Source organism: Hydrogenophaga sp. (assembly GCF_030373245.1).
Taxonomy (GTDB): domain Bacteria; phylum Pseudomonadota; class Gammaproteobacteria; order Burkholderiales; family Burkholderiaceae_C; genus Hydrogenophaga.
Genome location: NZ_JAUCZF010000004.1, coordinates 99,526 through 119,805, shown reverse-complemented (window position 1 = coordinate 119,805; position 20,280 = coordinate 99,526). Strand labels below are relative to the sequence as shown.

General features: G+C 63.7%; 19 protein-coding genes and 3 tRNA genes. 5 read left to right on the top strand and 17 right to left on the bottom strand.

The features are described 5' to 3' along the window. Positions 1–37 precede the first annotated feature (37 nt). The 11 genes from QUV25_RS10785 to QUV25_RS10735 are packed head-to-tail and all read right to left on the bottom strand — an operon-like array spanning position 38 to position 9,717. Positions 38–1,318 carry an O-antigen ligase gene (locus QUV25_RS10785; RefSeq protein WP_300864215.1) on the bottom strand — a complete coding sequence of 427 codons (1,281 nt, stop codon included), beginning with the start codon at positions 1,316–1,318 and terminating at the stop codon, positions 38–40. 46 nt (positions 1,319–1,364) lie between these two features. Then, complete coding sequence (locus tag QUV25_RS10780; protein WP_300863744.1) at positions 1,365–2,279, bottom strand: glycosyltransferase family 2 protein; 915 nt, start codon at positions 2,277–2,279, stop codon at positions 1,365–1,367. Next, the gene (locus QUV25_RS10775; protein ID WP_300863741.1) at positions 2,279–2,494 is read right to left on the bottom strand and encodes a hypothetical protein; all 216 of its coding nucleotides are present in this window, start codon (positions 2,492–2,494) and stop codon (positions 2,279–2,281) included. The genes QUV25_RS10780 and QUV25_RS10775 overlap by 1 nt, the downstream gene beginning before the upstream one ends. Beyond that, positions 2,491–3,390 (bottom strand): hypothetical protein, encoded by a 900-nt coding sequence (locus QUV25_RS10770; RefSeq protein WP_300863740.1) that lies wholly within the window; start codon positions 3,388–3,390, stop codon positions 2,491–2,493. Before QUV25_RS10770 ends, QUV25_RS10775 begins: the two co-directional genes overlap by 4 nt. Then, on the bottom strand, positions 3,387–4,154 hold the full coding sequence (locus QUV25_RS10765) for a glycosyltransferase (protein WP_300863738.1): 768 nt from the start codon (positions 4,152–4,154) through the stop codon (positions 3,387–3,389). Before QUV25_RS10765 ends, QUV25_RS10770 begins: the two co-directional genes overlap by 4 nt. Further along, on the bottom strand, positions 4,151–4,951 hold the full coding sequence (locus QUV25_RS10760) for a glycosyltransferase family 25 protein (protein WP_300863737.1): 801 nt from the start codon (positions 4,949–4,951) through the stop codon (positions 4,151–4,153). The genes QUV25_RS10765 and QUV25_RS10760 overlap by 4 nt, the downstream gene beginning before the upstream one ends. Next, a complete protein-coding gene (gene neuC, locus QUV25_RS10755; protein WP_300863736.1) occupies positions 4,948–6,081 on the bottom strand; it encodes a UDP-N-acetylglucosamine 2-epimerase in 1,134 nt (377 codons plus the stop codon). The genes QUV25_RS10760 and neuC overlap by 4 nt, the downstream gene beginning before the upstream one ends. Next, positions 6,081–7,133, bottom strand: coding sequence for an N-acetylneuraminate synthase family protein (locus tag QUV25_RS10750; protein ID WP_300863735.1), 1,053 nt, complete (start codon positions 7,131–7,133; stop codon positions 6,081–6,083). Before QUV25_RS10750 ends, neuC begins: the two co-directional genes overlap by 1 nt. A gap of 19 nt (positions 7,134–7,152) precedes the next feature. Next, positions 7,153–7,956: an SDR family oxidoreductase gene (locus QUV25_RS10745; RefSeq protein ID WP_300863734.1), complete on the bottom strand. Its 804-nt coding sequence runs from the start codon at positions 7,954–7,956 to the stop codon at positions 7,153–7,155. A gap of 20 nt (positions 7,957–7,976) precedes the next feature. Beyond that, the gene (locus QUV25_RS10740) at positions 7,977–8,687 is read right to left on the bottom strand and encodes an acylneuraminate cytidylyltransferase family protein (protein ID WP_300863731.1); all 711 of its coding nucleotides are present in this window, start codon (positions 8,685–8,687) and stop codon (positions 7,977–7,979) included. 13 nt (positions 8,688–8,700) lie between these two features. Further along, the gene (locus QUV25_RS10735) at positions 8,701–9,717 is read right to left on the bottom strand and encodes a Gfo/Idh/MocA family oxidoreductase (RefSeq protein ID WP_300863730.1); all 1,017 of its coding nucleotides are present in this window, start codon (positions 9,715–9,717) and stop codon (positions 8,701–8,703) included. Positions 9,718–9,814: 97 nt separating this feature from the next. Here QUV25_RS10735 and QUV25_RS10730 point away from each other — a divergent pair, with 97 nt between their 5' ends. Beyond that, on the top strand, positions 9,815–11,221 hold the full coding sequence (locus QUV25_RS10730; RefSeq protein WP_300863729.1) for a glycosyltransferase N-terminal domain-containing protein: 1,407 nt from the start codon (positions 9,815–9,817) through the stop codon (positions 11,219–11,221). After that, entirely contained in the window at positions 11,218–12,465 is a 1,248-nt protein-coding gene (locus QUV25_RS10725) for a glycosyltransferase N-terminal domain-containing protein (RefSeq protein ID WP_300863727.1), read from the top strand. The genes QUV25_RS10730 and QUV25_RS10725 overlap by 4 nt, the downstream gene beginning before the upstream one ends. Before the next feature lie 114 nt (positions 12,466–12,579). Here QUV25_RS10725 and QUV25_RS10720 read toward each other — a convergent pair whose 3' ends face one another. Beyond that, positions 12,580–13,974, bottom strand: coding sequence for a phosphomannomutase/phosphoglucomutase (locus QUV25_RS10720; RefSeq protein ID WP_300863725.1), 1,395 nt, complete (start codon positions 13,972–13,974; stop codon positions 12,580–12,582). Between the two features lie 122 nt (positions 13,975–14,096). Here QUV25_RS10720 and QUV25_RS10715 point away from each other — a divergent pair, with 122 nt between their 5' ends. Genes QUV25_RS10715 through QUV25_RS10705 form a run of 3 tightly spaced genes read left to right on the top strand, consistent with a single transcriptional unit; the run spans position 14,097 to position 17,119 of the window. Continuing rightward, a complete protein-coding gene (locus QUV25_RS10715; RefSeq protein ID WP_300863722.1) occupies positions 14,097–15,641 on the top strand; it encodes a DNA-3-methyladenine glycosylase 2 family protein in 1,545 nt (514 codons plus the stop codon). After that, positions 15,638–16,159: a methylated-DNA--[protein]-cysteine S-methyltransferase gene (locus QUV25_RS10710; RefSeq protein ID WP_300863719.1), complete on the top strand. Its 522-nt coding sequence runs from the start codon at positions 15,638–15,640 to the stop codon at positions 16,157–16,159. Before QUV25_RS10715 ends, QUV25_RS10710 begins: the two co-directional genes overlap by 4 nt. Before the next feature lie 48 nt (positions 16,160–16,207). Continuing rightward, positions 16,208–17,119 (top strand): DMT family transporter, encoded by a 912-nt coding sequence (locus QUV25_RS10705; RefSeq protein WP_300863717.1) that lies wholly within the window; start codon positions 16,208–16,210, stop codon positions 17,117–17,119. 96 nt (positions 17,120–17,215) lie between these two features. Here the strand turns inward: QUV25_RS10705 and QUV25_RS10700 are convergent. The 5 genes from QUV25_RS10700 to QUV25_RS10680 form a co-directional block, all read right to left on the bottom strand. Further along, a tRNA-Asp gene (locus QUV25_RS10700) sits at positions 17,216–17,292 on the bottom strand. Between the two features lie 56 nt (positions 17,293–17,348). Then, a tRNA-Glu gene (locus QUV25_RS10695) sits at positions 17,349–17,424 on the bottom strand. Positions 17,425–17,499: 75 nt separating this feature from the next. After that, positions 17,500–17,575, bottom strand: a tRNA-Ala gene (locus QUV25_RS10690). A 76-nt stretch (positions 17,576–17,651) separates the two neighbouring features. Further along, complete coding sequence (gene gltX / locus QUV25_RS10685) at positions 17,652–19,037, bottom strand: glutamate--tRNA ligase (RefSeq protein ID WP_300863715.1); 1,386 nt, start codon at positions 19,035–19,037, stop codon at positions 17,652–17,654. Beyond that, on the bottom strand, positions 19,034–20,263 hold the full coding sequence (locus QUV25_RS10680) for an O-succinylhomoserine sulfhydrylase (protein WP_300863714.1): 1,230 nt from the start codon (positions 20,261–20,263) through the stop codon (positions 19,034–19,036). Before QUV25_RS10680 ends, gltX begins: the two co-directional genes overlap by 4 nt. Positions 20,264–20,280 lie beyond the last annotated feature (17 nt).

Here is a 20,280-nt window from a genome sequence, read left to right as displayed (position 1 = left end):
CGCAAGCGGCGCAAGTATCCCACCGCGCTAGAACAAGTCAGTTCGAAGGTGCGTTCGAATCCAGAGGAACCGATCGCAAAAGCAAGAACGGAACGACCACGGCCACAGCAAACACAGAAGTGTAGTAGTTGTGAAACGTGTTGACGTTGGTGAGCCCGCTGACGAAATGCACAGCACCCATGCCGGTCAACGCCAACGAAAGTGGATGCGCGCTCCCCCTAAGCCTCCATCCGACAACGACAAGACCGACAGGAAAGCAAAGCGCCCCGACAAGACCAGGGATGCCATAGGCTACCCACGCCTGAAGGTATTCGTTGTGCATGTGAAAAAGAGCGCCTGCCAAGTCTGCCTCTGCAATCTTGATCAATCGTGAACGCCCTTCAGCGCCCAAGCCCCATACAGGCGATGCAGCACCGGCCTTCAAACCCTGCTCGTATTGGTAAAAACGCGGACCCAAAGTACCCGAGGAGACATCACCCGATCCATAACCTCCACCCAACCTCAAGGAAACCTCTTCAACGGTCGCCACGATACGTTGTACCGGAGCGGGAAGGGGTTTTGTGGAAGTCAGGGCGATGGTCAAGATGGGTATCACCACCAAGAAAGGTGACCAGACGCGAATCGACATCGAACCCCTGTTCCGAGCACCTCGAATCCAGAAGTACACACCCCAGGCCACCGCCCAAAGGATCGCGAAAAAGGCGCCTCTTCTTCCTGCCACAATGAGCGCCAGCGATAGGCCCAAAAGGCTCAGCACAAGCATCCATCTATCTCGGCGGTTGGCTTGCCCATGTACGCTGATAGCCAACGCAATGCACATGAAAAGCGCGAGGCCTGCCCCCCAGTTGACGGCATTTGTGGGGCCTGCGTGACCGGCATAGGTGTATCCGTAGGCCTGCAGAATGGCCAAGCCAGAGGCAACCAACAAGGCACCCGCGAGAAGACTCAAATGGATCGGCTTGGTTCGCCATTGAGCAACCATGGCCCATGAAGCACCCGCCGCCGCCGCGGCGGTCATTTCGAAAGCGACACCTCGAACCGGCTCACCCCAAAACAACTGCATGCCGATTTTCAGTAGCAGACCACCAACGAAGAAGGCTGAGAGCAGCGCAAGCGAAGTTCGCAAATCGTGTAAATCGTGGGGCAAGTCTTTGGCCTTCGACGAGCGCGCGAGCAGCCAAATCACCATGACCACCACGAGAATCCAGGCCAGATTGATCGCTTTGGAGGAAACCGGTGTCAGTGCAATCAACACAGCCAGAAGGGCCAACGCCCCACTCTCGATGAGATTCCTCAGGCTGCTGAAACGGAAGTGCATCAAAAAAAGTCCTCAAAGACCAACATCGAAGGGATTGAAAACAAATCTACGTTCGAGCCGGGCGGCCTCGGTGTGCCATCCGCTTGAGACAAAAGAATCCCCACGCGCAAAGGCGAAACAAGGTTGGGCGAAGTGAGCCGATCAGGTCCGTGGCCATCCCGATTTCACCCGCCTTGACCGCCTTGCGAACAAATCTCGTGACCAAAAACCACCGCATGCGGCTGAAACGGCCAAACCGGTGGGCGTTCTTTTGATGGGTGCGCTGATAGCATGCCAGTGCGCGAAGCTCAGGTGTGGCCACTGTCAGTGGAGTGCCCTCGGCACGCGACGGCATGTATCCCCGATAGACGATGGTCCCAGGATCGACCTCGTACCAGGGACAACGGGAAGCTGCCAGCAATCGCACACAGAGATCGGTGTCTTCGTCAACCGCCTGCTCGGGGTCCAGCCCGCCCATCTGTTGGATCAACAGTCGCTTGATCCACAAGCCATCGCTCAATGCCGCCACCAAGTCACGGGGCGATGAGCCGGCGCGGGGAAGGCCGTTGCGAAGACGTCGCCGAACCCGCAGGCGGTCGGCCGCTTCCCAGATCCCACGCCGCTCGATCGTGCTAGAGAATCCCCAATCGGCCAGCGACGCCGGACCGTTCGGTGACAAGATCCGTTGGCAGTAGTCCTTCACCATCTCGTCGTCGTCATCCAGAAAGAACACAACATCACCAGCGGCCTGCGAAACACCCCAGTTTCTGGCGTTGGCTGCACCACTGGGGCCCGTGTTGGCAAGGACTGTCAGCCGAGCGTCTTGCAGGTGTGCCAAGACCTGTGAGGCCGCCACAATGGACTTGTCGTCCACCACAAACACTTCACCATCGGCGGGACATGCTGCCAGCGCCGACTTCACAGCCCTTAGGAGTAAGTCCTCACGGTTGTGCGTCGGGATGACGATGGTGCAACTGCACATCAACCACCCCAGATGCGGTAGGTGTCCCGAAAGTAGTCCGCACAGGCCTGATTGGCCTCCGTGCGGCCGTAGCCTTCGTGCACGAGCTTGCGCAAAGCTGCCGCCTTCACTTCGTTCGAGTTGCCCTTGGTGCGGATCTTGTCTTCACCACTGAGCAGGATGGCCGCCTTGTCAAGCCTAAACTTCTCTGACTGCTGAAAGTCAAGGCACATCATGGGTTTGCCCGCTCTAGCAGGCCAGCCCGTCTGACAATCTTGTCCTTGATCGAACCCATCTCTTGTCGACTCCAGTATCCAAATCGACCCTTGGCGTCATGGTGTAGCGATCCATCGGGGAGCTGCAGCAGGGTCTCCAGTTTGTGCTCTATTCCGTTGAAGGTCACGGCCACAACACCCTCTCTGCGGCGACGAACCCAGGGCAGCCTGCTTTTTAGCCAACCAAACCACCGAGCTCTGGACAGAAACTCACGTCTGAACATCACACCAAGCGCGTTTGGAACGGGTTTCAGTCTCATTTGTCCGAACCACGAGATAAACAGGTCGTCGTTCATAAGTACCTTGGTATCGGTGGGTCGAGATTCTCTCAGACGATGGAACTCATCGGCAAGGTTGGGCTTCATGTCTGATCGAAATGCCAAGACAGATGAGTTGCCTACAGCCATTCTCCGACCATGCGTGCCACGAAATATCAGGCGCCTGATGAGCCCAAACCCCAACGCTCCGCCCGGGGGCAACATGTAAATATCATTCTTTTCGTTCACGAGACTGGCGATCTTCCCCAAGTCGCCGATCACGACCGTATCAAGATCCAAATAGACCAGTGGCAAACCATTCTCTCGGGGGCCACAGTCAAACAGCGAGAGCTTGATCGTGTAATTTTTCTTGAACTCATCACGATTGAATCGGTCTGAAATCAAGACCTGCTGAACACGGTCATCTATTCCCTCGCGAAGACGATCCGTCATGAGAATGACCCCACCACAGGTGGGCGACTGAGTGTAGGCATTGACCGCCAACACGTTGACGTGGCTCGCAGCGTATTTATCGCCCCAAAGAACCAACACCAGACGCCAATCCACCGTCGGCCTGCCTTGCGCGTTCGGCGAGGTCAATTAACTCGTCCTCCGTGCAGACGCCAGTAGTCGCGCATCCACCCGACTGCGCCTGCGCCGTAGTGGGGAAATCGATCCCAGTTACCTCTCGGTGGGCGGGCTAAATCAACCGGTCGTGGCTTGCCGTGAAAAATCAGGAGGCGAGCACCCTTCGGCGGCGCAGAAGGTGCCAAAAACCGATCGACCAGCAGCGGCCGCCGCAGGTGGTACTTGAAACTCACGAGCCACTCCTGTGGCCAGTATCGAATGCCCTCCACCGCGTGGTGCAGGTATTCCTGCTCAATGATGTGCCGCTTGACCAAGCCGTCGCGGTCTTCGCGCAACTGGGCAACCACATGCTCCAGCGAACCGAGTTCAAAGGCAAACACCGAAGACATGGTGCAAGGATGCCCTGTCCTCTCTTTCCAGGGGTCGTTATCAATCGCCACCAGCGGTCCAGGTTGCTCAAACAGCGCGTCAATGTTGTCCAACAGCACCGTGTCCAGGTCAATGAACAAGGCCCTGCCCTTCAGCTCGTACAGGTCGGCCTTGAACACGCCGAGTTTGGGCCAGGCGCCGTTGTAGTAGTGCCATTCGTCCAGACCGATGTCCGGGATCGGAAACACCTCCACGCCCGAAACGATGCCCTCAGGCTCGTTGGTCAGGCAGACAAAACGAAAATCGCCGGTGATGTACTTCCGGCATGCGCTGTAGAGCACGTTCACGTACTCGGGCGGGTACAGCGTACCCCACTTCATGCAGAGCACCACGCGCGGTGATTTCATAGGGTTTCTCTCAGAGGCAAGGTCAATGCGCGCGGCCAGAGTCTGCCCCGGCGGCCCAGGTAGAACAACCGCAACAGCAGGTTGCGGCTTTGCTCGGCATACTTGGTCCAGCGGCGGCTCAAAGGATAGCGCTTGACTGCGCTGAAATGCTGACCGGTGATGGTGCTTTGCCCCTCGTCCTGAGGGTGGCTCGGAAAGGGCTCCAGACCGAAATGCCGGAGGTCGTACGCCTGCACCCGCTCAAGCTCCCGGTCGATCGGTGCCCGGATGGGCAGTAGTGCGGGGAGCAGGCGCTTCGCCGTTTCTCGCTGCACGAGGTAGGCACCGAAACCGGTGGCCGCACCCAGGTAAGCGTTGAGCCGGTAAGCACCCAAATGCCCCTGGCACACGGGTTGTTTGGCGCGGATCTTGGCGAGCTTGAGCATGTCCCAGTGCGCCTGGCCACGCAAGGCCGTGCGCAAGGCGTCCAGAAAATCGGCATGAAAAACCATGTCGTCTTCCAGCACGAGCAGCGCCTGCGCCTCAGACGCCAGAAAGCGGCGCCAGGCCTGCAGGTGTGAGTGGTAGCAGCCTACCTCGCCGGGCAGCACGTCGCGCCCCACGTGGCGCTGAAAAGCGTCCACGTTCACCGAGCTCAGCAGCTCGTCCCACTGCGCTCGCCCGTCCACCGCGGGCAGCAGCTCATAGGCCAGCCCCAGTTCGGTCAAACGTTCTTCCATACGGGCACGGCGCTCCACCGAACGAGGCAAATTGATAAGCAACACCATGAGGCCAGGCAATTGATGCTCAGCCGTCATGAGGCAAACACCTTTTGCGCGGGCCGCTGCCAATAACTGTGCTCGCGCAGGATTTCAACAAAGCGCTGTGCAGTATCGCCGCCGCCAAACGATTGGTCAGAAGTGTGGGAACAGCCCCATTGCTCCGCCAGAAAGCGGTCAATGGCGTCCACATCAAAAGCCGACGCAGCGGCGATGGAGGGTGCCGAGGCGCGGTTGTTCTGGCGTGTCCCCACATCGAGGCTGGGCAATCCCAGAAAAGGAGCCTCGCGAACGCCCGCGCTGCTGTTCCCTACCAGCACGGCGGCGTGTTTCATGAGCTCGGAAAAGTAGTTGAAACGCATCGACGGGATCAGCCGGAAACGGTCTTTTGGCAGCGTTTCCAGCACCGCGAAAATGCTTTCGGTGCCTGGGTCGTTGTTCGGCAGGATCACCACAAAGTATTTCCCACTCGCCAGCAGTCGATCGAACAAGGCGCGCGCCTGCGCGCCCATGCTGTCCGCCTCGGAGGTGACCGGGTGAAAGATGACGATGCCGTAGTCGTCAAACGGTATGTCGTAGCGGCGCTTCACCTCGTCAATCGTGACGCCAGAAGGTCGGGCGTGGGTGTCGAGTTCGGGCGAGCCGATGTTGTACACGCTATCGGGTGCTTCACCCAACGCTAGCACGCGGGCTCTGGCTGCTTCGGAGCTCACAAAGTGCGTGGCACAAAGCTTGGTGTTGCAGTGGCGGATGCTCTCGTCGATGGTGCCGGATACCTCGCCACCCTCGATGTGTGCAGAGGGGATGTACTTCATGGCGCAGACAATCGAAGCAGCCAGCGCTTCCACCCGGTCGCCATGGATCACCACCAGATCGGGCCGGTGCTCGTGCACAAAGTCGGAAAACCCCAGGAGAGTCTTGGACAGGATGAACTCCTGTGCATCGCCTTCGCGCTGATTCACGAACTCGAAGAACTCGGCCTTCGGAAAGCGCTTCACCTCCAGCCGCGTTTCACCGTAGCGACGCATCATGTGCATGCCGGTGATGAAGAAGCTGATGACAAAGCCCGCCTGCTGCGCAGCCACGGCCAATGGCTCGAGCTTGCCGTAGTCAGCGCGGGTGCCGGTGACGAACAGCAGGCGCTTGCCGGTAACGGGCGCGTCGCTCATCAGGCGTTCGCCAGCGGGGTCACGCCGTCCAGATCGGTCCAGAGCAACTGCTGATTGCGTTTCACGGCGCGGGTGAGCCGGGAGCCGATCAGGCGGTCGAAGTGCTGCACGGAGATTTCGCCCGAGCCGGGGCGGCGTGCCCAGATGTCTGCGGCGGTGATCGCATGCCCGGCGGGCAAATCTTTGTCTGCCACGATGGATCCGCGCGCAAAGCGGTACACGTCTTCCTCGGGGCCGGTGCGCTGCTTGGGGTTGTGCAAGGCCGTGTGGATCTCACGCGAGCGGTCGATCAGGAACTTGAGCTCGGCCGGGTCCATGGAACATAAGATGTCCGGACCCTTGCGGTAGCGCGTGTCGGTGAAATGGCGCTCCAGAATGCAGGCGCCCAGGGCCACCGAGGCCAGCGCCATGGAGGGGCCGATGCTGTGGTCAGAGAAACCGATGACGGCGCGCGGGAAGGCGGCGCGCAAGGCGTTGATACCTTGCAGGCTCACGATCTCGGGCGGCGACGGGTACAGGTTGGTGCACTCCAGCAGCGCATACTCAACGCCCGCTTGGTCGAGCGCCTGTACCGAAGGCCGCATGGTCTCCACCGTCTGCATGCCGGTGCTCATGATGATCGGCTTGCCAAACCCCGCGATGTGGCGGATCAGTGGCAAGTGGTTGCACTCGCCCGAGCCGATCTTGTAGCCAGCCACGCCGATGTCGTTCAGAAAATCCGCTGCTGCGCGTGAGAAGGGCGTGGAAATATAGATCATGCCGAGCGACTCGGCATGCTTCTTGAGCGCGATCTCGTCGTCCTTAGACAGGGCGCAGCGCTCCATCACCTCCCAGATGGACACGTCCGCATTGGGTGGAAAGATCTGCTTGGCCTCATCGGTCATTTCGTCGTCGACGAAATGCGTCTGGTGTTTGACCATCTCGCAGCCAGCGCTGTGCGCCGCGCTGACCATACCCTTGGCCACGTCGAGGCTGCCGCCGTGGTTGATGCCGATCTCGGCGATCACCAGGGGCGGTTGCTGGGGGCCGATCTCTCGGTGGGCGATTTTCATGGGAGTGTGCTCCTGAAGGTCAGACCGCGGTCCAGCCGCCGTCGACAAAAAACTGCTGGCCGGTGGAATACGCCGACGCGTCTGACACGAGGTAAATCATCATGCCCACCATGTCTTCGCGCTTGGCCATGCGCCCCAGCGGCACGCGCGCGGTGTAGCGGCGCACGAACTCGGGGTCGTGGTTGTTTTCCACGCCCCCAGGCACCAGCGTGTTGACGCGGATACCCTTCTCGCCCCAGTAGGTGGCCAGCCAGCGCGTGAGACCGTGCACGCCCGCCTTGGCCGCGGCGTAGCTCGGCAGCGAATTGAACTTCATGCCTTCGTAGATGCGGTGATCGGGGCCGACCACGCCATAGGTGCTCGACACGTTGACCATGCTGCCGCCACCGCTCTTGAGCATGGCCTTGCCGCCTTCTCTGGCCACCAGGTACACGCCGGTGAGGTTGACGCGAATGGCTTGCTCCCACACCGCGAGCGTCGAATCCTCAAACGACGTGAACACAGCACCCTGGCGAATCAGGTGCTCGCCGGTAGCGGCGGCGTTGTTGAGCACCGCGTCAACACGGCCAAACTTTTTCATCACCTCATGGAAAAGGCCGACCACATCGGCCTCCACGCCCACATCGCAGGCCATGCCCCAGGCGCCTGGGCCTTTGGGAGTCTGGATGGCCGCGGCCTTGGCGACCGGATCGGCCGCAGCCAGGTCGGCCATCACCACCTGGGCGCCATGCTCGGCCAGGCCCTGGCAGTAGGCAGAGCCCAAGAGGCCCGTGCCGCCGGTCACCACCACCACCTTGCCGGTGAGATCAAATCGTTGAGTCATGTTGGGTCCTGTGTTGGAGATCAGGTGGGCAGGCCGAGGCGCTTGCGCATCAGGTACTCCACCAGTTCAAAGTCGAACTCGCTGTCGATGTCCAGGCTCTTGGCCGAACCGATGTCGTAGCCTTGGGTGCGGCCGGACAACAGGCCGGTACCACGCCGCAGGTAATCAGGCGACAGCACGTAGATCGACGCCACATGCTCGTACACCTTGGGCGCGTCCTGCCGACGCACGATGGGCTTGGGCAACTGTTTGCAGATGCGCAGGGTGCCGTTCTCGTCGGCCTCCAGCATGTTGAAGTAGGGATTCTTGCGCGCCTCGCAGACGCTGAACACAGCATCCACGCTGGCCTCCTGGAACTGGGCGATGGCGCGCGAAATATCGGCCACGTCGCGCAGCGGCGATGTGCAGTCGAGGTCCACAAACAGGTCGATCGGGTCGCCGGCGAAGTGCGCATCGGTCGCGGCCAGGGCGTGTTGCCACACCTCCCACTTGCCAGCGGTGTCGTTGGCCAGCTCAGCAGGGCGCATAAAAGGCACGTGCGCCCCCGCTGCACGAGACACCTCGGCAATCGCTTCGCTGTCGGTGGAGACCACCACGCGTCCGATCTCCGGGCAGGCGAGCGCCTGCTCGATGCTCCAGGCGATCAGGGGCTTGCCGAGCAGCGGGCGGAAGTTCTTGCCCGCCACGCCTTTGGAGCCGCCGCGCGCGCCGATAACGCAGGTGATGTTCATGTGAGTCAATCTTTCAAGGGGTCACATCATCGGGGCGAACGAAGCGTCGATCCCTGTCAGACTGGTGCGCCGCCAGCGCGATGCGCAGCACCGACACCGCGTCGGCCAACGAGGACGACGCAGGCAGGCTCGGCTTTTCAATGCGCTGCAGAAAATGCGCCATGTGGTCGCGAAACAAGGTGTTGCGCTCGAAGCCGTCGGGTACGCGGTGCACCACCTCGGGCGCGGCGCCCGATCGGGCAAGCGACACGGTGCCTTTCGTGTAGTCCCAGGACAGCACGCCATGGCGACCCACCAGCTCCATCTCGCGCCCGTAGCCGGGGCGCACGTAGTCGAGATGCACCTGGGCCAACACGCCAGAGGCCATGCGCAGGCCGATCTGCGCGACGCCTTCGGTCTCGATTTCCAGCGCCGGCACCACGCGCGTCATGGCACTTACATCCACCACCGGGCCCACCAGCCAGTGCACCAGGTCGAGCTCGTGGATCAGATCGAAAATCACACCTCCGCCCTGCGCGCGGAATGCGCCGTAGCCCTGGCGGTGGTCGGTGCCAGGCCGCCAGTCGGGCAGCCACTGGCCTACAGAGGCACGCAGGTGCATGAGCTCGCCAAGCGCGCCGCTGCCCAGGTAGGACTGCATCCAGCGCAGATTGGGGTGATGACGCAGCATGAAGCCGGCTTCGACCACCAGGCCCTGGTCACACACAGCGCCCACCAGCTCCTTGACTTGCGCGAGCGAAGCGGCGAGGGGCTTTTCAATGAACACGTGTTTGCCCAGGCGCACCGCCTGAAGCGCAACGGCCAGATGCTGGTCGGTGCGGTTGGCGACCACCACCGCGTGCACATCGGACGCCAGGGCCTGCGCCAGGTCGCCAACCAGCCGCACACGAGGATCGAGCAGCACCGGCTGACTGCTCGGAACCCCCGCCGCCGCACGGTAGCTGAAGGCCCGGACATCCACCCCAAGGGCCAGCAGGTTGGCGATGTGCCGCTTGCCAATGGAGCCGGTGCCGACAACCAGAATGTTCATGCGGGGATGAGGGAGATGTTTCGAAGACGTGCGGTACAGGCCAGCACTGCGGCAACGCCCAGGTCGTTACTATACTGGCCCGAGCCCTCCCGCCCGCATGACCGACACCCCGCCCGCTCACCGCCCAAGCCCTGGTCGCATTCCTTTCAGCGGCCCTGTCTCGGCGCTTCTGGTGATCTACCGGGCACTGTGGCACCTGCTGCTGCCGCTGGCGCTGCTCTTCTTGTGGCAACGGGGGCGCAAGGAGCCGCTGTACCGACGCTTCTGGGGCGAACGCCTCGGCAACACCACCACCGAGCTGAAACGCCCGTTGTGGGTGCATTCCGCCTCCATGGGTGAGCTGCGCGGCGCGGCGCCGCTGGTGCATAAGCTCTTGCAGCACGGCCTGCCGATCCTGGTCACCACGCTCACGCCCGCGGGCCGCACCGCCGCTGGCCAGCTGTTCGCCGAGGCGATGGCACAAGGCCGCCTGCAAGTGGCCTATCTGCCCTTGGAGCTGGGGTGGGCAGTGAGACGCTTCATCCGGCAGGTGAGGCCGCGAGCGGCGCTCATGACCGAGATCGACACCTGGCCGGTGCTGCTCACCACCGCGCGGGCCGAGGGCGTGCCGCTGGCCATGGCGAACGCGCAGTACCCCAAAGACAGCTTTGCCCGTGACCGCAAAAAATGGTGGGGCTTTCGGGCCGCGCTGTTCCAGGCCTACGCGCTGGTGCTGTGCAAGTCGGAAACGCACGCGCAGCGTTTCCGAGCGCTGGGTGTCGAGCGCGTGGTGGTGGCGGGTGAGACGCGCTTCGATCTGCCAGTGTCTTCGCAGCAGCTGGCTGCGGCCGACCGGCTCGCACTGGATTGGGGGCTCGCCACCCGCAGACCAGGGGGTCGACCGGTGGTGTGTTTTGCCAGTGTGGTCGTGGGCGAGGACGCGACGTTTGTGAAAACCATGCAGATCCTCTGGCAGACCTTCGACGAAGCGGCTGCGCCGCGCCCGCTGTTCGTCTGTGTGCCGCGCAGCCCGCAGCGCTTCGACGAGAGCGAACAGTTGCTGACGCAGGAGGGCTTGCGCGTGGCGCGGCGCAGCCAGTGTCTCGACGCTGTGCTGACACCAAGCGCCCGCTTGAACGTGGGCGCGCTGGACGTGTTGCTCGGCGACTCGCTGGGCGAGATGTATTTCTACCTCGCGCTGTCGCAGGTGGTGGTGGTCGGGGGCTCGTTCGTGGACACTGGCGCACACAACGTGATTGAGCCGCTGGCGTTGCGCAAGCCGGTGATGGTCGGCCCCAGTATCTGGGGCATTGAATACCCCGGCGTGGAGGCACTGGCCGCGGGCGTGCTGCAGCAGCACAGCGATGCGCCCAGCCTGGCGCACGCGCTGCTGCGCCTGCTGGCCTCGCCCGAGGCCTACACCGAGGCAATGGCAGGTGCAGATGCCTTCTTCGCTGAACACGGCGGCGCCACCGACAAGCACCTGGCCGCCCTGCTGCCCTGGCTGCAGGAGCATGCCCAGTGAGCCAGCGGCCGCTGGCCCTGCGCGCCTACCTGAGCCTGGCGAGTGCGCTGGCACCGGTCTGGCGCTGGGGCCTGCAGCACCGACTGACCCGGGGCAAAGAAACGGTGGCCAGCATCCAGCAAAAGCTGTCGCTGCAGATGCCACCACGACCCGTCGGTCCGCTGGTGTGGGGACACGCCGTGGGCGTGGGTGAGTCGATGGCGCTGGCTGGCTTGTTCCACCGCCTCGGCGAATCGCGGCCCGATCTGCACTTCCTCATCACCACGACCGCGCGCACCTCGGGCGATGCACTGCAGCGGCAAGGCCTGCCCCTGCGATGCCAGCATCAGTTCGCGCCGGTGGACACACCCGAAGCCACGGCCCGCTTCATGGGGCACTGGCAACCGACCCTGGCGCTCTGGTGCGAGATGGACCTGTGGCCCGCGCTGATCACGGCGGCAGACAACCAGGGCGTTCCCCGGGTGCTGGTCAATGCGCGCCTGTCCGAACAATCGCTGCGCAAGCGCCGCTGGGGTCGCTGGATCTACCAGGCCTTGCTGCCCGGCTTTGCGGATGTGTTTGCGCAGAACGCCGAATCCGCGCGAGGGCTGACGTCACTCGGTGCCCGCGCCGAGCGCATCACCGTGAGCGGCACCATCAAGACCCTGTCGCCACCCCTGAGTCACGATGCAGGCGAGTTCGCTCGATGGCGAGGGTCACTGGGTACTCGGCCGATCTGGCTGCTCGCGTCCAGCCACCCCGGGGAAGAAACGCTGGCGCTTCAAGCCCACGAAGCTTTGCGGCAACACAAGCCCGACGCTCTGCTCATCATCGCACCGCGCGTGCCGACCCGCGGCGCCGAGGTGGCCGCCCTTTGTCCACCCGGCACGCCTCAACGCAGCCAGGGCCAGAGCCTGCCGACCACGGCGCCGGTCTACCTGGCAGACACCATCGGCGAGCTCGGCCTGTGGTATCGGCTGGCCCCGGTGGCCCTGGTCGGTGGGTCGCTGGCCCAGGTCGGCGGTCACAACCCGCTCGAGCCGCTGGCACTGGGCTGCACCGTGCTGCACGGCCCCAAGGTCTGGAATTTCAGCGAGAGCTACGCCAGGCTGGATGCGCAGGGCTTAAGTCGGCCGATCAACGACCCCAGCGAACTGGCTTCCGCTGTCCAGGCCGTTTGGTCATCTCCCGGGCCACGTGAGGACAGGCGCCCTCCTGAGCCACAGGCCGACCGCTTGCTTCAGCGCCTGCAAGCACACCTTTGACACCCGCCCGCCGTCACGCCGCGACCGAGGCCAGGACGCCGCCGATCCGGCTCCGCCGGTCGGCCAGCGTTGTCCCCTGGAGGGGGTGACGCCGCAGGCGGGGCGGGGGTGGTCCTAATGTTGTGCAGAGCCCACCACCGCATCCGGCTTGGCCTTCAGCAGCAGCGCCAGCATCACCGCCTCGATGCGGTGCAGCGCCTCTTGCGTGTGCCCCTCGAAGCGCAAGACCAGCACCGGCGTGGTGTTGGACGCGCGGATCAGGCCAAAACCATCCGGCCAGTCCACCCGCACGCCGTCGATGGTGGACACCTTGGCCGGCGGGGCGAATGCTGGGTGCGTGGCCGACAGCGCGACCAGCTGCTCAACCACCGCGTGCGGTTCACCCTCGGCACAGGACACATTGAGCTCGGGCGTGCTGTAGCTGGTGGGCAACGCGTTGAGCACGGCATTGGCGTCGGGACTGCGGCTCAGGATTTCCAGCAGACGCGCACCGGCGTAGCTGCCATCGTCAAAGCCGTACCAGCGCTCCTTGAAAAAGATGTGGCCACTCATCTCACCGCCGAGTGGGCTGTCCAGTTCCTTCATGCGCGCCTTGATCAGCGAGTGGCCGGTCTTGTACACATGGGCGACACCGCCCGCTGCCTCGATCGCCGGCGCCAGGCGTTGCGAACACTTCACGTCGAAGAGGATGTTGCCGCCGGGCACGCGCGACAGCACGTCTTGCGCAAACAGAATCATCTGCCGGTCGGGGTAGATGTTCTGACCGTCGCGCGTGACGATGCCCAGCCGGTCGCCGTCGCCATCAAAGGCCAGACCCAGCTCGGCGTCGGTCTCGCGCAGCGTGCGGATGAGGTCTTGCAGGTTCTCGGGCTTGCTCGGGTCCGGATGGTGGTTCGGGAACTCGCCGTCGACCTCGCTGAAGAGCTCGATCACTTCACAACCCAGGGCCCGGAACAGCGCAGGCGCAGACGCGCCTGCCACGCCGTTGCCGCAGTCCATCACGATTTTCATGGGCCGGCTCAGCTTGACGTCACCCGTGATGCGGTCGCGGTAGGCGTCTGACACATCCACGTGCCGGACCTGGCCGCCCTCGGCACGCTGATGCGATTCGGTCTCCATCGTGCGGCGCAGTGCCTGGATGTCTTCACCATAAATGGCACGACCGGCCAGCACCATCTTGAAGCCGTTGTAGTCCTTGGGGTTGTGGCTGCCGGTGACCTGGATACCGCTCTGGCAGAGGGTGTTCGCGGCGAAGTACAGCATGGGTGTGGTCGCCATGCCGATATCGATCACATCGATGCCCGCGGCCACCAACCCGCGGATCAGGGCCGCCGACAAAGCTGGTCCGCTGAGCCGACCATCGCGGCCGACCGCCACGGCCTGCTCACCCAGGCGCCGGGCCTCGGTGCCAAACGCCAGGCCCAGCGCTTCGGCCACGCCCTCGTTCACGGTGCTGGGGACAACACCCCGGATGTCATAGGCCTTGAAGATCGAAGCGGCAACTTGCATGAAATGATTTCCCTGAACAACGTGAATGACGAACATTGTAGGGATGACCCTGCGCTCAGCGAGTGAGGCAAAAGTCCGGAAATGGCCAGTCAGATCGCCGACTGCCGCGTACCATGAACGCCATGGATCACGCCGCACGACACGCCGACGATGCCCGCTACCGGGCGCTGGCGGCGCATGACGCGCGTTTTGATGGCCGGTTTTTTGTGGGTGTCACCTCCACCGGGATCTACTGCCGACCGGTCTGCCGGGTGCGCCTGCCGCGGCGTGAGAACTGCCGCTTCTTTGACCACGCCGCGCAGGCCGAAGGCGCCGGATTTCGTCCTTGTTTGCGCTGCCGGCCCGAACTGGCCCCGCTGGACCGCCATTGGTCCAACCAGGACGCTTGCAGTATCCTGGTGCGCGAAGCGATGAAGCTGCTGGACGCACCCGCCAGCTGGGCCTTCCCCGAGAGCGGATCACCCTTGCCGGCGCTGGCTCAGCGCCTGGGCGTCAGCGACCGGCATCTGCGCCGCGTCTTCGAGCAAGACCTGGGCGTGTCGCCGCTGCAATACCTGCAGACGCGCCGTCTGTTGGCCGCCAAGCAGTTGCTGACTGACACCCGCCTGCCGGTGCAACAGGTCGCGTTGATGAGTGGCTTCGGCAGCGTGCGCCGCTTCAATGCCGCGTTCCAGGCCCGTTACGGGATGAGTCCCACCCAAATGCGGCCAGCCCTGCGCAACAAGGCATCAACACCGGCTCACCGCACCACCTGCACCGCCCGTCTCGGATGGCGCCCTCCCTACGATGTGGGCGCCATGCTGACCTTTCTGGCGACGCGGCAACTACCCGGCGTGGAGCGGGTCGACAGCGCTGCGTGCCTGTACGCTCGCACACTCTCGCTCAGAGTCGACGGGACCTTGCACACCGGCTGGCTGCAAGCGCACTTCAAGCCTGACGCCAACGCGGTGGAACTGAAACTCAGTACCGGCTTGCAGGCCGTGATGCCCCATGTGCTGTGGCGCGTGCGCGCCTTGTTCGATCTCGACGCCGACCCTCAGGCCATCAACAACACGTTGCGGCACGACTTTCCAGGCGGTGATGGCCTGCGCGTGCCCGGCTGCATGGACGGCTTCGAGCTCGCGGTGCGCGGCGTGCTCGGCCAACAGATCACGGTCGCAGCTGCGCGCACGCTCGCGGCCCGCCTGATCGAGCGCTTTGGCCAAGCGCTGAGCACGCCCGATCCGCAATTGAATCGCCTCTTCCCGACTCCCCAGGCCCTGGCGCAAACCGATCCCGCCGAACTGGGCGCGCTCGGCATCGTGCGCCAACGTCAGGCGGCCATCCGGGCGCTGGCATGCGCCGCTTTCGAAGGCCGGCTCGACCTCAGCGATCAGGCCGACACACCAGCCACGTTGCGAGCCTTGCAGCAGCTACCCGGCATCGGCCCCTGGACCGCACAGTACATCGCCCTGCGCGCCCTGCGCTGGCCCGATGCATGGCCCCCGGGCGATGTCGCGGTGCACGCCGCGCTGGGCCTGTCGCCGCTGCGCGGGCGCCTGGCCGAGCAGAGCGCCGCGCTTCAAGCCGATGCCTGGCAGCCATGGCGGGGATACGCCGTCGTCCGCGCCTGGGCGGGTTGCCACCGATCTGCCCATTCCGCCTCATCCGAAAGCGATCTGTCATGAAACTGGCTCGTACCCTGGTCTGTACCACCGTGGCCTCACCACTCGGCCCGCTGCTGCTGGCCGCCAGCGAACAAGGCCTGGCAGGTTTGTGGTTTGACGATCAGCAACACCATCCCGATACCTACGCTGTCGCCAGCTGGACCATCGATCCAGACCATCCCGTATTGCGCCGCGCAGCGCGCCAGCTTCATGCCTATTTCAGCGGTGAGGCCAGCCCCTTCGACCTGCCGCTGGACCTATCGGCCGGCACCGCTTTTCAGCAAGCCGTGTGGCGCGCGCTGTTGACCATTCCTTCCGGCCACACCGCCAGCTACGGTCAGATCGCTCAGGCCTGCGGCCGCGCCAGCGCGATGCGAGCGGTGGGTGCTGCCATCGGACGCAACCCGGTCGGCATTGTGGTGCCCTGCCACCGCGTTTTGGGCGCTGGTGGCGCGCTCACCGGCTATGCGGGTGGACTGCCGCGCAAATCAGCCTTGCTCCGGCTGGAGGGCGTGAGCATCAATGAGCTGGCTCAGTAGCATCAGTGCGTCGTCGCTGGCAAGCCTGCGAACCCGCATACTCTTTGCATGTCCCCCACCCTGATCGCTGAATTCTGTTTGCTCGCCGCCTTGTGGGGCGCCTCCTTCATGTTCATGCGACTGGGGGCTGCAGAGTTCGGCGCGCTGCCCACAGCGGGTCTGCGTGTGGGGCTCGCGGCGCTGTTCCTGCTGCCGGTGTTCCTGGTGCGCGGCGTGTGGGCCGACTTCCGTCGCAGGGTCCGGCCCATCCTGCTGGTCGGCCTGCTCAATTCGGCGTTGCCGTTTGCCCTTTTTTCGTTTGCGGTGCTGCACATCAACACCGGCCTGACCGCCATCCTCAACGCCACCGTGCCGCTATCGGGTGCCGTGGTGGCCTGGTTGTGGCTGAAGGACCGCCCGGGCGGATCGCGCGCACTGGGTCTGGCGATCGGGTTTATTGGCGTGACGCTGCTGGTACTGGGCAAGTCGGGCGTGGCACCGGTTGGCTCCCTGGCTGCAGGCAACACCGCCATCAGCCTGCTGGCCATGGGGGCTTGCCTGCTCGCCACGCTGTGCTACGGCCTGGCGGCGAGCTTCACCAAGCGCCACCTGGCCGGCGCCCACCCGCTGGCCACCGCCGCGGGCAGCCAGATCGGGGCCACGCTCGGACTGGCCCTGCCCACACTGTGGCTGTGGCCAACCCAAGGCGTGACCCAAACAGCCTGGCTGGCCGTGGCGGCGGTGGCACTGTTCTGCACGGCAGTGGCCTACATCCTGTTCTTTCACATCATCGAACAGGCCGGCCCAGCCAAAGCCTTGACGGTGACGTTTCTGGTACCAGTTTTTGCGCTGATCTACGGCGTGTGGTTTCTGGATGAAACCATCACCAGCTGGACCCTGATCTGCGGGGCAGTGATCATTGTCGGCACGGCGTTGTCGACCGGACTGGTGAACATCCGTTCCCTGACGCACGCTCGCTGACACAGGGGCCTCGCGCCAAAACTCCAGCCAACGGTCCAGGCGCGAACGCGCAACAAAAAACCGCCCAATCTTGCGACGGGGCGGCTTCTGCATGCTTGGCGGAGTGGACGGGGCTCGAACCCGCGACCCCCGGCGTGACAGGCCGGTATTCTAACCAACTGAACTACCACTCCGCAGTGGTGAGGCTTTCGCCTGATGCCTTTCGGCGCCAGACCAAGTGCCACAAACTTGGCGACCCTACGGGGATTCGAACCCCGGTACTCACCGTGAAAGGGTGATGTCCTAGGCCTCTAGACGATAGGGTCAAAACCTTGGAACTTCCGAGTCGGGCATTGTAGCAGTGCGTTATGCAGTTGCTCCTTGGCCCGGCTGTCAAATTGTGGTGGAGGTAAGCGGGATCGAACCGCTGACCTCTTGCATGCCATGCAAGCGCTCTCCCAGCTGAGCTATACCCCCACAGGGCTTGCCGATCGACGCCAGATCGTCACCAATCCGCCGCATTTCAGCAAGCCTCAAATTATAGGACATTTTTTCAGGCGATCCGCAGCCGTTGCAAAACAGTTTCACGATCATGCAGCGCGAGCACGGCGTCTAGCGACGGCGTCTGCGCGGTACCCATGAGCAACACGCGCACCGGCATGGCCAGTTGAGGCATCTTGAGCCCATGTGCCGCGATGGTGGTCTTGATGGCGGCAGACAGGCTGGTCTTGTCCCAGGCGCAGTCGCCAAGCAGAGTCGCCAGCGCCTGGATCGCCGGCTTGACGGCATCGGTCACGTGTTGAGTCAGCTCGTCTGCGTCGGGTGTCACGGGTGCGTAAAAAACCCGCGCCCACTGCGCGAGCGCCACCGTGGTGTCGCAACGGTCCTTGAACAGGCCGCAGATGGCCGGCAGGCGCTCATCGGCGGTAATGCCTCTTGTTGCCAGCTGCTCGGCCACCAGGGCACTGAGCGCACCATCCTCCATGGCCTTCATGTGCTGGGCGTTGACCCAGCGCAGCTTGGCTTCGTCGAACTGTGCCGCGCTGCGGCCCAGGTGGTCGAGGTTGAACCACTCGAGGAACTGCGCGCGACTGAAAATTTCATCGTCGCCATGGCTCCAGCCCAGGCGCGCCAGGTAGTTCACCATCGCATCGGGCAGGTAGCCTTCGTCGCGGTACTGCGTGACCGGCTTGGCACCACTGCGCTTGCTCATCTTGTCGCCCTGCTCGTTGAGCACGGTGGGCAGATGCGCATAGACTGGCGGCTCTTTGCCCAGGGCGCGGAAGATGTTGATCTGGCGCGGCGTGTTGTTCACGTGATCGTCGCCGCGGATCACGTGGGTGATGGCCATGTCAATGTCGTCGACCACCACGCAGAAGTTGTAGGTCGGCGTACCGTCGGGCCTCGCGATCACCAGGTCATCCAGCTCGTCGTTGCGGATCTCGATCTGGCCCTTGACCTTGTCCTGCCAGCTCACCACGCCACCCTGCGGGTTCTTGAACCGCAACACCGGCTTCACGCCTTCGGGCACCGGCGGCAAGACCTTGCCCGGCTCGGGCCGCCAGGTGCCGTCGTAGCGCGGCTTTTCCTTGGCTGCCATCTGGCGCTCTCGCAGCGCATCGAGCTCGGCCATGCTCATGTAGCAAGGGTAGACATGCCCTGCCACGACCATCTCTGCCAGCACAGCCTTGTACCGGTCCATGCGTTGCATCTGGTAGAACGGCCCCTCGTCGTGGTCCAGCCCCAGCCAGCGCATGCCCTCAATGATGACGTCCACCGCCGCCTGTGACGAACGCTCCAGGTCGGTATCTTCGATCCTCAGGATGAACACACCGCCATTGGCACGGGCAAACGCCCATGGGTAGAGCGCCGATCGGATGTTGCCCAGGTGAATGAAGCCGGTTGGAGACGGAGCGAAGCGGGTGCGGACGGTGTTCATGTTCCAGGCAGTGAGAGACCGCGATCGAGATCGGTCGTAATGTCGTCCAGGTGTTCCAGGCCAACCGCCACGCGGATCAGTCCCTGGCTGACGCCCGCGGCCTGGCGCTGCGCTTCGGTGAGTCGCCCGTGCGAGGTGCTGGCCGGATGTGCGACCAGCGTCTTGGTGTCGCCGAGGTTGGTGGAAAGCGACAACAGCTGCATCGCGTCAAGCACCTGAAATGCCCGGGCGCGAGCCTGTTGGGAATCATTCGCCTTGACCTCGAACGACAGCACCGCGCCACCACAGCCAGATTGTTGCGCCATGGCCAGCGCATGCTGCGGATGGCTGGCGAGACCCGGATAAAAGATACGCGCCACTGCCGGATGCGCCTCCAACCAGTTCGCCAGGCCAAGCGCGCGGGCAGACTGAGCCCGCATGCGAATGTCCAGCGTCTCCAGGCCCTTCAGTACCACCCAGGCGTTGAACGGGGAAAGCGTCATGCCCGCGCTCTTGAGCACCGGCAGAAAGGTCTTGGTGACCAGGTCTTGGCTGGCGCAAAGGGCGCCGGCCATCACGCGGCCCTGGCCGTCGAGGTACTTGGTGCCAGAGTGCATCACAAGGTCGGCGCCGAAGTCCATGGGCCGTTGCAGGGCCGGCGTGGCAAAACAGTTGTCCACGCACAGCAGCGCGCCAGCGTTGTGCGCGATATCCGCCAGGGCTCGGATATCGCACACATCGGTGAGCGGGTTGGTAGGCGTCTCGGCAAACAGCAGCCGCGTGCTGGGCTGAATCGCGGCGCGCCAGGCGTTCACGTCGGTCTGTGACACGAAGCTGGACAACACACCAAACTTCGCCAGGTCGGTGCCGATCAGCTTGATGGTGGAGCCGAACATGGACTGGGAACAGATTACGTGGTCTCCCGCCTTGAGCAGCCCCATGCACATCATCAGGATGGCCGACATGCCGGATGCACTGGAGATGCAGGCCTCGCTGCCTTCCAGCGCGGCCAGACGCTGCTCGAAGCTGGCCACGGTGGGATTGCCATAGCGGCCATAGGTGTAGCCTTCTTCATCGCCGGCAAAGCGGCGCGCGGCCGCTTCGGCCGACGGCTGCACAAAGCCGCTGGTGAGGAACAGTGCCTCTGAGTTTTCACCGTACTGGCTGCGCTCTGAGGCTTCGCGCACCGCCAGGGTGTCGCGGTGGAACGAGGAAGATGGGCTGCGCCCGCTGGGCTGGTCACTCATGTCGGCTACCGCTCTCG

Excerpts from the sequence above, each read along its gene's own strand:
- QUV25_RS10785 (WP_300864215.1), bottom strand. The coding sequence starts at position 1,318 with ATGCACTTCCGTTTCAGCAGCCTGAGGAATCTCATCGAGAGTGGGGCG.
- QUV25_RS10780 (WP_300863744.1), bottom strand. The coding sequence starts at position 2,279 with ATGTGCAGTTGCACCATCGTCATCCCGACGCACAACCGTGAGGACTTA.
- QUV25_RS10775 (WP_300863741.1), bottom strand. The coding sequence starts at position 2,494 with ATGATGTGCCTTGACTTTCAGCAGTCAGAGAAGTTTAGGCTTGACAAG.
- QUV25_RS10765 (WP_300863738.1), bottom strand. The coding sequence starts at position 4,154 with ATGAAATCACCGCGCGTGGTGCTCTGCATGAAGTGGGGTACGCTGTAC.
- QUV25_RS10760 (WP_300863737.1), bottom strand. The coding sequence starts at position 4,951 with ATGACGGCTGAGCATCAATTGCCTGGCCTCATGGTGTTGCTTATCAAT.
- neuC (WP_300863736.1), bottom strand. The coding sequence starts at position 6,081 with ATGAGCGACGCGCCCGTTACCGGCAAGCGCCTGCTGTTCGTCACCGGC.
- QUV25_RS10750 (WP_300863735.1), bottom strand. The coding sequence starts at position 7,133 with ATGAAAATCGCCCACCGAGAGATCGGCCCCCAGCAACCGCCCCTGGTG.
- QUV25_RS10745 (WP_300863734.1), bottom strand. The coding sequence starts at position 7,956 with ATGACTCAACGATTTGATCTCACCGGCAAGGTGGTGGTGGTGACCGGC.
- QUV25_RS10740 (WP_300863731.1), bottom strand. The coding sequence starts at position 8,687 with ATGAACATCACCTGCGTTATCGGCGCGCGCGGCGGCTCCAAAGGCGTG.
- QUV25_RS10735 (WP_300863730.1), bottom strand. The coding sequence starts at position 9,717 with ATGAACATTCTGGTTGTCGGCACCGGCTCCATTGGCAAGCGGCACATC.
- QUV25_RS10730 (WP_300863729.1), top strand. The coding sequence starts at position 9,815 with ATGACCGACACCCCGCCCGCTCACCGCCCAAGCCCTGGTCGCATTCCT.
- QUV25_RS10720 (WP_300863725.1), bottom strand. The coding sequence starts at position 13,974 with ATGCAAGTTGCCGCTTCGATCTTCAAGGCCTATGACATCCGGGGTGTT.
- QUV25_RS10715 (WP_300863722.1), top strand. The coding sequence starts at position 14,097 with ATGGATCACGCCGCACGACACGCCGACGATGCCCGCTACCGGGCGCTG.
- QUV25_RS10710 (WP_300863719.1), top strand. The coding sequence starts at position 15,638 with ATGAAACTGGCTCGTACCCTGGTCTGTACCACCGTGGCCTCACCACTC.
- QUV25_RS10705 (WP_300863717.1), top strand. The coding sequence starts at position 16,208 with ATGTCCCCCACCCTGATCGCTGAATTCTGTTTGCTCGCCGCCTTGTGG.
- gltX (WP_300863715.1), bottom strand. The coding sequence starts at position 19,037 with ATGAACACCGTCCGCACCCGCTTCGCTCCGTCTCCAACCGGCTTCATT.
- QUV25_RS10680 (WP_300863714.1), bottom strand. The coding sequence starts at position 20,263 with ATGAGTGACCAGCCCAGCGGGCGCAGCCCATCTTCCTCGTTCCACCGC.